Raw genomic sequence first — 11,274 nt, 5'->3', positions numbered from 1 at the left:
CTCCGATGACACCGCGCATTCTTCCCAAGCCTAAAAGGAATCGAAAGCGAGTAATTTCGATGGATGGGATCGGGTTCGCCAATGGGGTCGCGACAGGCCGTTTCGACAGTCGAAACGGGGTGGGCGGCGTCACGGCGCAATGTCCGTCGCGCAACGGCCGAACGGGGGTGCGATACAACCCGCGCGGGGCCATGCGCGGGCTTGGGAAATCGGCCGCGAGGCCCGTCCGGCGGGCCTGGCCGGGTGCCCGGAGATCGATTGACGCTGCCGATAGCAATGATCGGAATTACTCGTTTCCCTAAACAAATTGGCGGCTGAAACATGCAGGCTGACCGGACGTGGATGCGTTCACGATTCGCCGGTCGCCGCGCATGCCGCGACGCACAAACAACAGATTCGATTTGGAGACGACCCACCATGCAGATTCGACGACTGAAAACGGTCCTTCTCGCCGCCGCGGCGATCCTGTCCGCGCCTGCGGCTCACGCGGCCGGCGGCGCGTGCGCCGACGGCAAGACGGTCCATTTCGCGGGCATCACGTGGGAGAGCGGGTCGTTCGCGACCGAAGTGCTGCGGCAGATCATGGAGAAGGGCTACGGCTGCAAGACGGACGTCGTGCCGGGCAGCACGGCCGCCACCGAAACGGCGCTCGCGCGCAACGACCTGCAGATCTGGGCCGAGCAGTGGACGGGCCGCAGCGAGATCACCGCGAAGGCCGTCTCGTCGGGCGCGGTGAAGCTGATCGGCGACACGTTGCCGGGCGGCACGACGGAAGGCTGGTTCGTGCCCGACTACGTGGTGAAGGGCGATCCGGCGCGCAACATCAAGCCGGTCGCGCCGGGGCTCGTGTCGGTCGACGATCTGCCGAAGTACAAGCAGGTGTTCGCGGACGAAGAGGAACCGGACAAGGGCCGCTTCCTGAACTGCCCGACGGGCTGGGACTGCGAGCGCGTGAACACGCGCCTCTTGCGCGTGCTGAAGCTCGACCAGTCGTACACGAATTTCCACCCGGGCACGGGCGCGGCGCTCGACGCGGCGATCGCGTCCGCGTACCAGCGCGGTGCGCCGATCGTGTTCTATTACTGGGGCCCGGCCGCGCTGATGGCGAAATACAAGTTCACCGCGCTGAAGATGCCGGCCTATAACGAAGCATGCTGGAAGACGCTGCGCGACGAGAGCAGCACGCACCAGTGCGCGTCGTCGTACATGGTGTCGCGGCTGACGGTCGGCGTGTCGAAGCCGTTTGCCGATGCGAACCCCGATCTCGTCGGCGTATTCGGCAAGGTGCGTTTCCCGATGGACTTCCTGAACCAGACGATCCTCGAGATGACCACGAAGAAGATCGACGGCGCGGCGATGGCCACGCAGTTCCTGAAGACCCGCCAGGACATGTGGAAGCAGTGGGTGCCGGCCGACGTCGCGCAGAAGATCGCCGGCAGCCTGAAGGGCGCGTAACCTGCGCGCGGCGGCGGGCCCGCGCCTGCCGCCGCCGTCACGCGCCTTCGCGGCGCGACGGAGAATCAACATGAACGGCTTCTTTCTGCACCTGTCGATCGCCGACTGGGTGAACAGCGCGCTCGAGACGTTCGTCGCGCAATACGGCGACGGCTTCCATCACTTCAGCGTGCTGGTGCTGCGCTACCTGCTCGTGCCGCTCGAAGGCGCGCTGCGCGTGGCGCCGCCGTGGCTCGTGCTGCTGGTCGTCGGCGCGATCGCGTGGAATGCGACGCGCCGTATCGGCCTCGGCGCGCTCTTCATGCTGCTGCTTTACGCGATCGGCTGCTTCGGCCTGTGGGACAAGCTGATGCAGACGCTCGCGCTGATGCTCGTCTCGACGGTGCTGTCGGTCGCGATCGGTGTGCCGGTCGGCATCCTCGCGTCGCGCAGCGCCTGGCTGCGCCGGATGCTGCTGCCCGTGCTTGACGTGATGCAGACATTGCCGAGCTTCGTGTACCTGATCCCGGTGCTGATGCTGTTCGGCCTGGGCAAGGTGCCCGCGATCCTCGCGACGATCATCTACGCGCTGCCGCCGCTGATCCGCCTGACCGATCTCGGCATCCGCCAGGTCGATCCGGACGTGACGGAGGCCGCGCGCGCATTCGGCACGACGCGCTGGCAGCTGCTCGTCAACGTGCAGTTGCCGCTTGCGCGGCCGAGCATCATGGCCGGCATCAACCAGACGACGATGATGGCGCTGTCGATGGTCGTGATCGCGTCGATGATCGGCTCGCGCGGGCTCGGCGAGGATGTGCTCGCGGGCATCCAGACGCTCGACGTCGGCAAGGGCACGCAGGCGGGCCTCGCGATCGTGATCCTCGCGATCGTGATCGACCGGATCAGCCAGGGCTTCGGCCAGGAGCGTCGCGCCCGGCGGCGGCTCGCGCAGCAGCGCCGGCAGAAGGGCGCGTCGCGCGTGCCGTACCGGCTGCCGCGCAAGGCGCAGTCGGCGGGCGTCGATTCGAATCAGGCGACGCAGTCGTCGCGTGCATAGGAACGGAGACAGACATGGCGACCATCGACGTCAAACACGTGTACAAGCTGTTCGGGCCGCAGGCCGCGCATGCGCGCGTGCTCGACCTGCTGCGCTCGGGCAAGCGCAAGGCCGAGGTGCTGGCCGAAACGGGCTGCAACGTCGGGCTCAACGACGTGAGCCTCGGCATCGAGTCGGGCGAGATTTTCGTGATCATGGGGCTGTCGGGCTCCGGGAAATCGACGCTCGTGCGGCACTTCAACCGGCTGATCGAGCCGACGGCCGGCGAGATCGTGATCGACGGCAGCGACGTGATCAAGCTCGACGCGCACGGGCTGCGCGAGCTGCGCCGCTTCAAGGTCAGCATGGTGTTCCAGAACTTCGGGCTGCTGCCGCACCAGACCGTGCTCGACAACGCCGCGTATGCGCTGCGCACGCGCGGCGAGAAGCGGCACGATGCGGCCGAGGCCGCGCGCAACTGGCTGACGAAGGTCGGGCTCGACGGCTATGGCGATCACTATCCGGACGAGCTGTCGGGCGGGATGCGGCAGCGTGTCGGGCTGGCGCGCGCGCTGGCGGCCGATACCGATGTGCTGCTGATGGACGAGGCGTTCTCCGCGCTCGATCCGCTGATTCGCACCGAGATGCAGGATCAGTTGCTCGAACTGCAGGCGACGCTGTCGAAGACGATCGTGTTCATCACGCACGATCTCGACGAAGCGCTGCGGATCGGCGATCGCATCGCGATTCTGCGCGACGGTACGCTCGTGCAGGTCGGGACGCCGGACGACATTCTGTCGCGGCCGGCGGATGAGTATGTGAGACGGTTCGTGGAGAAGCGCTCGAGTGTGAATTGACGTATCGAAGCGCAACGCGAAAGGGCGGCACATGCGGTGCCGCCCTTTTTCGTTTACGCGGGCCGGGCCGACGTCAGGCCCGTGTGCGTATCGAATTCATAGGTGCCGACGTAGTCGAGCGAAGCGTTTTCCGGCGTCGTGACGATGTTGGGCGAGAACACACCGATTGCACTGTCGGCGACGAGGTCGGCGGGAACGGCATGTACCCATGCCGATTCCCACGAAACACCAAGCAGCAATTGCCGGACCGGAACGGCGCTGCCCCGATGAATGGCCTCGATGCATCCTGGCTCGTAGTCACGCAGTCCGACTTCTGTCATGAACGCGGAAGGAATGCCGTCACCGTCCTCGGTGTACCGCTCGTCGATGAACGAGCGCATCTCCTCGAACGAACGGAATCGATCGCTGGAAATGAACAGGTGAACGGTAACGATCATCGGTGAGCGCCTCGGGCTTTGAAATGGCCGGCGGAGCGCGCCGGTGCACGCGCACGATGATACGCGTGAGCATGGTGCTGCGTTTCGTCTCGTGCGCCACCTGCGGTTACGGCTCGATCGACCCATACCTTGGATAGCGCCCGCTTCTGTAATTCTCGGGCATCCTGCATTTCTGATAACTCTGCATCAGCCGGAACGCGGACTTCTCCCGGTCCGTCTCGTCGCCGTCCTGAAGCCAGAGCGCATGGCTTTTCTCCGCGAGCACGATGAGCAGGCGCCGTCTGGCGGCCGACAACGCCGAACGATCCAGCAGGTCGCACACGAGATTGGCCGTGACTACGCCGAACAGCCGGCGGGTCGCATGGCAGTCGTTCGACGCGAGCAGTTGCATCGCTTCGGCGAAGGCCGTTTCTGCTTCCTCCACCGATCGCTGCAGCGTGATCGCGGGAAGCGCGAGCGCCGTGATGTAGACGCGATCGTTGGCGTCGAACCTGTCGAGCGATGCATTCACGTCCTCCAGTCGTTCGAGCACCGCATGCTGGCGGTCGATGCGCCGGAGCGAATCGGCCGGAACGTCGTCGTGCGCGTCCATGAGTTGGTCGAGATAGCCCATTCCCGCCTGCCAGTCGCCGAGATGCTCGCCGAATACGTGTGTCGCGAGCGCCGCCAGTTCGACGAGATCCTGTTCGCCCATCGGGAACGCAACCCGCTCCCGCAAGCGGGCCGCCACCGCGGTCGGCTGCTTCGTATGGTCCTGCCAGTCCCGTAGCAACGACTCGCGCAATTGTTCGTCGTACACCTGCGTCGTCTCCATGCGTTCCTCCGTTCGGTTGCCCGAATGGTAGGAGCGAGGATGGCGTGTGTACAGTGCAGGTTTGGCAGATATATGATGCATCCGATGCAAATCTGCGAGGAGCACGGCGTTGAACCGGATCGACCTGAACCTGCTGCTGGCGCTGAAGGCGCTGATCGACGAGGAAAGCGTGTCGGGCGCGGCACGCAGTCTCGATTTGAGTCCTTCCGCGATGAGCCGGACCCTCGCCCGTGTCCAGGACGCGATCGGCGACAAGGTGCTGGTGCGCGCGGGAAAGGGCATGGTGGCGACCGAAACGGCGCGGCGGTTGAAGGAGCCGCTCGACCGCATCCTGCAGGATGTGGAAATGCTGCTCGGCGCGCAGCACCGGTCGATCGACGCGCAGCGCGTGTTCAACATCAGCGCGAACGACGGCTTCATCGATTCGTTCGCGGTGCCCATCATCGCGCAGGCGCACGATGCATGGCCGCATGCGAGGTTGCGCTTCCTGCCCAAGCACGAGAAGACCGTGGCGCGCCTTCGCAGCGGTGAAGTCGATATCGAAATCGGCGTGGTCGGCGAGACGGGGCCGGAGATCATGATCCGCAAGCTGTTCGACGACCGCATGGTCGGCGTGCTGCGCAAGGGCCATCGGCTGGCGCGGCGGCGGATGACGCTCGATGCTTACCTGTCCGTGCCGCACATCAGCGTGTCGCGCAAGGGGCGCTTTCACGGGCCGATCGACGATGCGCTGAGCGAGCAGGGGCGCGAGCGCAACGTCATCGCGGTGGTGCCGAACTTCAAGTCGGGCATCGAACTCGCCCAGCGCTCGGACTGGATCGCTCACGTGCCCGAGAAGCACACCGCCCAGGCCCGGCAGGACGTCGTGACGTTCGACCTGCCGGTCGCGACCCCGGCGCTCGCGATCTCGATCATGTGGCATCCCCGCTTCGACCGCGACGCGGTGCATGCGGGGCTGCGGGACCTGATCGTGAACGTGTGCCGGCAGATCGTGGACGCCACGAAGGGCTGATGCCCGCCAACGGCGGTGGCCGTCGAACCTGCCGGCACCGCGTTACTGCACGACCGTCTCACGTGGCGTCGATTGCACGCCGGCCATCTCCGCCCGCAACGCATCCGCCAGAATCAGATCCGCGCCTTTCTCCGCGACCATCATCGTCGGCGCGTTGATGTTGCCCGACGTGATGTTCGGGAACACCGACGCATCGACGATCCGCAGCGCCTGCAACCCATGCACGCGCAGCGACGCATCGACCACCGACGTCGCCGCGTCCGGCCCCATCGCGCACGAGCCGCACAGGTGGTAGATCGAACCCGACTGCTCGCGGAAATACTGCAGCATCGCTTCGTCGGAATCGACCTGCGGCCCCGGCGAGATTTCCTCGACGGTCATCGACTTCAGCGCCGGCGCGTGCATCAGCGCCCGGATCACCTTGCTGCCCTGCACGGCCTCGTCGAGATCCTTCTGCGTGGTGAGCGCGTTGATGTGGATCTTCGCGGCATCTTCCGCGCGGTTCGACGCGATCTCGATCGTGCCGCGGCTCGTCGGGCGGCACGGGTTGAAAGCGATCAGGAAGCCCGAGTAAGGCTCGGGCTTGATGCTCGCGCGGTCGCTCTTGGGGATCCGGTACGACAGCGGGTTGAAGTAGAGCTGGATGTTCGGTTCCTGCGCATCGTCCGCGCCGCGGAAGAAGCCGCCCGCCTGGTTCACGCTCATCGCAAGCGGGCCACGCTTCGTCAGCAGGTAGCGCAAGCCGATCTTCATCTTGCCGATAAGCGTACCCATCTCGTCGTTCAGCGTCGGCCGGTTCGCCTTGAAGTAGAAGCTCACGCACAGGTGGTCCTGCAGGTTGCGGCCGACGGCCGGCAGCGCATGCACGAGCGGCACGCGCTGGCGCGCGAGCAGCGACGGATCGCCAACGCCCGACAGTTGCAGCAGTTTCGGCGTATCGACCGCGCCGGCCGCGAGAATGACCTCGCGTGCGGCCACGAGCGTTTCGTCGCCGTGCTCGCCCGCGACGACCACGCCGGTCGCACGCGTGCCGTCGAACGTCACGCGCCGCACGAGCACGCCCGAGCGCAGCGTGAGGTTCGAACGGCCCAGCGCGGGACGCAGGTACGCGAAGCTGCTGGAGCAGCGTTCACCGTGCTTCGTGTTCAGGTCGTAGATGCCCGCGCCTTCGAACTGCGCGCCGTTGAAATCGTCGGTGCGCGGCAGGTTCAACTGGCTGCAACCCTTCAGGAACTCGTGGACGATCGGATGCACGTCGGCCTTCATCGACGTGATGTGGATCGGCCCGGTCGCGCCGTGATGCTGCGGATCGGTCGTGCCGGCCGCGTGGGTTTCGAGCTTGCGGAAGTACGGCAGTACGTCGTCGTACGCCCAGCCCGGATTGCCGGCGTTCGCCCAGTCGTCGTAGTCGCTGCGCTGGCCGCGCACGTAGACCATCGCGTTGATCGAGCCCGATCCGCCAACCACCTTGCCGCGCGGGCAGTACAGCTTGCGGTCGGCGAGCTGCGCCTCGGGCTCGCTGTAGTACATCCAGTTGTAGCGGCGGTTGTAGTAGGTCTTCGTGAAGCCGACCGGCACCTTGAACCAGAACGACGCGTCGCGTTCGCCCGCTTCGAGCAGCAGCACCGAGTGCCGGCCCGATTCGCTCAGGCGGTTTGCGAGGATGCAGCCGGCCGAGCCCGCGCCGACGATGATGTAGTCGTAGCTCATGTCTGTCCTTTGCGCTCAGCCCTTCGCGGGAGCGAGGTCCTTCACGTCGACGGGGTTCTCGCCCATCTGCAGGTGAAGCCGTTCGCCGGTGTACGGCGTGTGACGGCGCACGACGTCCATGTCGAGCTCGATGCCGAGGCCCGGTTCGTTCGACGGGATGATGTAGCCGTCTTCCCAGCGGATCGGCGTCTTCACGACTTCCGCATGGAATCCGCCCCACGTCATGATGCTTTCCTGGATCAGGAAGTTCGGCGTGCAGGTCGCGAGCTGGATGCTCGCGGCCGCGCCCACCGGGCCGTTGTACAGGTGCGGCGCGATCTGCGCGTAGTGCACTTCGGCGAGCGTCGCGATCTTCTTCGCTTCGAGCAGGCCGCCGACGCGCGCGACGTTCAACTGCAGGATCGATGCGCCGCCCGCCTGCAGCAGCTTGTGGAATTCGTACTTGGTCGTCAGGCGCTCGCCGGTTGCGATCGGAATCGACGTGTGCTTCGCGACTTGCGCGATCGCTTCTTCCTGGCCGGGCGGCACCGGCTCCTCGAACCACAGCGGGTCGTATTTCTCGAGCCGCTTCGCGAGCCGGATCGCCGACGACGGCACCATCTGCCCGTGCGTGCCGAACAGCAGGTCGGCCTTGCTGCCGACGGCTTCGCGCACCTTGCGGCAGAACAGTTCGCAGCGGTCGAGCACTTCGAGCGACAGCTGATGGCCCGAGTAGGCCGTGTACGGGCCGGCCGGGTCGAACTTGACGGCCGTGAAGCCGAGCTTCACGTTCTCGGCCGCGCATGCGGCCGCGAGATCGGGATCGTCGTAGTCGTATTCGCCCTTCGCGTTCTTCGGGTACAGGTACGTGTACGAGCGCAGCCGCTCGTGGATCTTCCCGCCGAGCAGTTCATAGACGGGCTTGCCGGCCGCCTTGCCGATGATGTCCCAGCACGCCATTTCGAGGCCGCTGACGACGCCCATCATCGTGAGATCGGGGCGCTGCGTGAAGCCGCTGGAGTAAGCCTGGCGGAACAGCCGTTCGACGTGATGCGGATCGCGGTTCAGCAGATGGCGTTCGAACACGTCGTCGATGATCGGGGCCATTGCCTTCGGGCCGAACGTCGCCGAGTAGATCTCGCCGACGCCTTCGATGCCGTCGTCCGTCTTCAGCTTCACGAAGATCCAGTACATCCCGCCGACATGCGGCGGCGGCACGGCGACGATATGGGTTTCGAGCGAAACGATCTTCATGCGGACTCCTGGATGCGGTTGAGGCGGTATTTGAGGAACGCGGCGGCGCCTGCGCCGCAGAGCGCGATGGCCGCGATATAGCCGAAATAGAGCTGGTAGCCGTGTGCGCCCGGGTAGGTCTGCGTCACGTAGCCGTTGATCAGCGGCACGAACACGTCGGGTGAATAGCCGAGCACCGAGATCAGGCCGATCGCGAGGCCCGCGCAATGCGTCGGCACCTTGCAGTCGTCGAGCAGCGACCAGTACAGGCCGCGGATCGCATAGGTGAGGATGCCGATGAACAGCACGAGCACGACGAGCATCGCCTGCGGGCTGTGCGCGGGCGCCGCGATCAGCCCGACGAGCGACAGTGCGGCGAGCACCAGCGCCCAGAACAGCACCGACACCTTCGACACGCGATCGCCGAGGAAGCCGCCGCCGATGCCGCCGACGGGGCGCATCCACAGCTTGAGCGTCGTGATGAAGCCGGCCGCCGTTGCGCTGAGCCCGAAATTGCCTTCGTGCAGGTAGGCCGAGAAGCTGTAGGTCGCCCAGAACACCTGGTAGCCGCAGAACACGATCGCGGCGACGAGCCACAGCTCGGGAATCGCTGCGAGCGTCTTCAGGTCGGTCAGCACGTTGCCCTTGGTGCGCTTCGCGGCCGCTGCACGGTTGCCCGTGCTCGCCTGATCCTTTACCAGCGCGAGCAGCACGCCGAGCGCAATGCAGAAGAATGCGTACAGGTGGACGACGAGCTTGAAGCCGGCCGCATCGGTGCCGCCGCGTGCCTGCGTCACGTACGCGAACAGCGTGATCGCGATCGTTGCGAGCAGCGCCTCGACGAGGCCGCGGCCACCGTCGAGCAGGCCGAAGAAACGGCCCTGTTCGTCGGGGCCCGCGATCATGTTCACGCGCTTGATCACCGCGGCCCAGAACGTGAGGCCGGTGGTCAGCCCCCAGCCGCCGAAGATCAGCACGAGCATGTCGAACGACGGCCCGGTCGCGTAGACGAGCCCGAGCGCGCCCGTCGCGAGCAGCGAGAAGCAGATCAGCCAGCGCGGCGACAGGCGGTCGGCCAGCCAGCCGCTCGGCAAATAGCTGATCAGGAAGATCGTGCCGAGCGACGAATACAGGTAGCCGAGCTGCACGTCGTCGATATGGAAGAACTGCAGCATCGTCGGCTGGTACACCTGCCGCAGATACAGCATCGGGTAGATCGCGCCCGCGGCAATCACGAGCAGCAGCAGTTGCAGGTAGCGTTGCGCGCGGGAATGCAGCGACGCGTGGGCGTCGTCGTGCAACGCGAGCGACGCGGTGTGCGTCGACGGTTGGGTCGGCATGCTGTCTTCCTCCATCAGACTTCCTTCACGAGGAGGTCTGCAGATTTTTTATGTGTTCGATCGGATCAAGGGCGGCGCGCACAGCGGGTGTCGTGGTGCGCGCGCCGGAAACGGTGCGTCGGCGTTGCCGTGTCAGTACTTCATGACGACGAGGCGCGTCTGCGTGAATTCGAGCATGCCGTGCTTGCCGTCGTCGCCGCCGAGGCCCGAGCGCTTCCAGCCGGCGTGGAAGCCCTGGTACGGATCGGCCGGTGTGCGGTTCACGTACAGCTCGCCGGCCTCGATCGCGTTCGCGACGGTCATCGCGGTGCGGTAGTGCTCGGTGTAGAGCACCGATGACAGGCCGAACTGGTGGTCGTTCGCCTGCGCGATCGCTTCGTCGATCGTCGAGTAGCGCAGCACGGGCATGATCGGGCCGAAGGTTTCCTCCTGCACGATTTCCATGTCCTGCCGGCAGTTCGTCAGCAGCGTGGCCGGGTAGAAGAAGCCGGGGCCGGCGGGAATCGTGCCGCCGGTTTCGAGCGTCGCGCCGGCTGCGATCGCGCGTTCGACCATCCCGTGGATGTGCGCGCGCGCCGATGCGCTGACGAGCGGGCCCATCCGCGTGGCGTCTTCCGCACGGTCGCCGATGCGCACGGCCGCCATCTTGTCCTTCAGCAGCGCGACGAAGCGGTCATGCACGCTGTCGTGCACGTACACGCGCTCGATTGCCGTGCAGAGCTGGCCACAGTGGGTCGTCTTCGATGCGACGAGCGCGGCAGCCGCGCGTTCGAGGTCGGCGTCGGGCTCGATGATCGCGGGCGTCTTGCCGCCGAGCTCGAGCGACGGCTTCGCGATGTTCGCCTTGCAGTAGTCGAGCACCTTGCGGCCCGCGTTCACGCTGCCGGTCAGCGTGATCATCCCGACCGCCGGATGCGTGCACAGCGCTTCGGCCGTTGCGTGGTCCATCGTCAGGATGTTGACGACGCCCGGCGGAAAGCCCGCATCGTCGGCGGCTTTCGCGATCTCGAACGCGGACACCGGCGTGTGGTTGCTCGGCCGCACGACCACGGTGTTGCCGGCGATCAGCGCGGGCGCGACCTTGCGCAGCAGCGTGTAGACCGGATAGTTGAACGGGATCAGGCACGCGACGACGCCGATCGGCTCGCGCTGCAGGAACAGGTTCTCGTCGGGCGTATCGCTCGGGATGATCTCGCCCTCGATCCGGCGTGCCCACTCGGCGTGGTAGCGCGTGATCTGGCCCGCGTAGACGGCTTCGTTCGACGCGTCCTCGACGCTCTTGCCGGATTCCTGCGCGAGCGCCGCGCCGATTTCGGATGCGCGCGTGGTCAGCGCGTCGGCGAAGCGGTGCAGGTATGCGGCGCGCTCGGCGCTCGGCAGCTTGCGCCATGCCTTCTGCGCGGCGGCCGCGGCGTAGAAGGA

10 protein-coding genes are annotated in these 11,274 nt (G+C 66.1%); 4 read left to right on the top strand and 6 right to left on the bottom strand.

The features are described 5' to 3' along the window. The first annotated feature begins 417 nt into the window (after positions 1-417). The 3 genes from G3N93_RS24190 (at position 418) to G3N93_RS24180 (ending at position 3,327) form a co-directional block, all read left to right on the top strand. Positions 418-1,455, top strand: a complete 1,038-nt coding sequence (locus tag G3N93_RS24190; protein ID WP_011356435.1) for an ABC transporter substrate-binding protein — start codon at positions 418-420, stop codon at positions 1,453-1,455. Positions 1,456-1,525: 70 nt separating this feature from the next. After that, positions 1,526-2,491 carry a proline/glycine betaine ABC transporter permease gene (locus tag G3N93_RS24185; protein WP_174939379.1) on the top strand — a complete coding sequence of 322 codons (966 nt, stop codon included), beginning with the start codon at positions 1,526-1,528 and terminating at the stop codon, positions 2,489-2,491. A gap of 14 nt (positions 2,492-2,505) precedes the next feature. After that, entirely contained in the window at positions 2,506-3,327 is an 822-nt protein-coding gene (locus G3N93_RS24180; protein ID WP_174939377.1) for a glycine betaine/L-proline ABC transporter ATP-binding protein, read from the top strand. A gap of 53 nt (positions 3,328-3,380) precedes the next feature. Here G3N93_RS24180 and G3N93_RS24175 read toward each other — a convergent pair whose 3' ends face one another. Further along, complete coding sequence (locus G3N93_RS24175; protein ID WP_206134119.1) at positions 3,381-3,764, bottom strand: immunity 22 family protein; 384 nt, start codon at positions 3,762-3,764, stop codon at positions 3,381-3,383. 106 nt (positions 3,765-3,870) lie between these two features. After that, positions 3,871-4,683 (bottom strand): hypothetical protein, encoded by an 813-nt coding sequence (locus tag G3N93_RS24170; RefSeq protein WP_206134118.1) that lies wholly within the window; start codon positions 4,681-4,683, stop codon positions 3,871-3,873. Positions 4,684-4,687: 4 nt separating this feature from the next. Here G3N93_RS24170 and G3N93_RS24165 point away from each other — a divergent pair, with 4 nt between their 5' ends. Next, positions 4,688-5,590, top strand: coding sequence for a LysR substrate-binding domain-containing protein (locus G3N93_RS24165; protein WP_174939371.1), 903 nt, complete (start codon positions 4,688-4,690; stop codon positions 5,588-5,590). A 42-nt stretch (positions 5,591-5,632) separates the two neighbouring features. Here G3N93_RS24165 and G3N93_RS24160 read toward each other — a convergent pair whose 3' ends face one another. The 4 genes from G3N93_RS24160 to G3N93_RS24145 all read right to left on the bottom strand — a co-directional run. Beyond that, a complete protein-coding gene (locus tag G3N93_RS24160; RefSeq protein WP_206134117.1) occupies positions 5,633-7,300 on the bottom strand; it encodes a GMC family oxidoreductase in 1,668 nt (555 codons plus the stop codon). A gap of 15 nt (positions 7,301-7,315) precedes the next feature. After that, positions 7,316-8,533, bottom strand: a complete 1,218-nt coding sequence (locus G3N93_RS24155) for a mandelate racemase/muconate lactonizing enzyme family protein (RefSeq protein ID WP_206134116.1) — start codon at positions 8,531-8,533, stop codon at positions 7,316-7,318. Continuing rightward, positions 8,530-9,852 carry a nitrate/nitrite transporter gene (locus tag G3N93_RS24150; protein WP_241026680.1) on the bottom strand — a complete coding sequence of 441 codons (1,323 nt, stop codon included), beginning with the start codon at positions 9,850-9,852 and terminating at the stop codon, positions 8,530-8,532. Before G3N93_RS24150 ends, G3N93_RS24155 begins: the two co-directional genes overlap by 4 nt. A gap of 132 nt (positions 9,853-9,984) precedes the next feature. Beyond that, on the bottom strand, positions 9,985-11,274 hold a 1,290-nt coding region (locus G3N93_RS24145; protein ID WP_206134114.1), incomplete at its 5' end, for an aldehyde dehydrogenase.

Source organism: Burkholderia sp. Se-20378 (assembly GCF_017104665.1).
Taxonomy (GTDB): Bacteria; Pseudomonadota; Gammaproteobacteria; order Burkholderiales; family Burkholderiaceae; genus Burkholderia; species Burkholderia lata.
The sequence above is the reverse complement of the archived record's forward strand: the minus strand, read 5'-3'. Positions and strand labels throughout refer to the sequence as shown.

Bases quoted from the DNA above. Each gene is read 5' to 3' on its own strand.
- G3N93_RS24190 (WP_011356435.1), top strand. From the start codon at position 418: ATGCAGATTCGACGACTGAAAACGGTCCTTCTCGCCGCCGCGGCGATC.
- G3N93_RS24185 (WP_174939379.1), top strand. From the start codon at position 1,526: ATGAACGGCTTCTTTCTGCACCTGTCGATCGCCGACTGGGTGAACAGC.
- G3N93_RS24180 (WP_174939377.1), top strand. From the start codon at position 2,506: ATGGCGACCATCGACGTCAAACACGTGTACAAGCTGTTCGGGCCGCAG.
- G3N93_RS24175 (WP_206134119.1), bottom strand. From the start codon at position 3,764: ATGATCGTTACCGTTCACCTGTTCATTTCCAGCGATCGATTCCGTTCG.
- G3N93_RS24160 (WP_206134117.1), bottom strand. From the start codon at position 7,300: ATGAGCTACGACTACATCATCGTCGGCGCGGGCTCGGCCGGCTGCATC.
- G3N93_RS24155 (WP_206134116.1), bottom strand. From the start codon at position 8,533: ATGAAGATCGTTTCGCTCGAAACCCATATCGTCGCCGTGCCGCCGCCG.
- G3N93_RS24150 (WP_241026680.1), bottom strand. From the start codon at position 9,852: ATGCCGACCCAACCGTCGACGCACACCGCGTCGCTCGCGTTGCACGAC.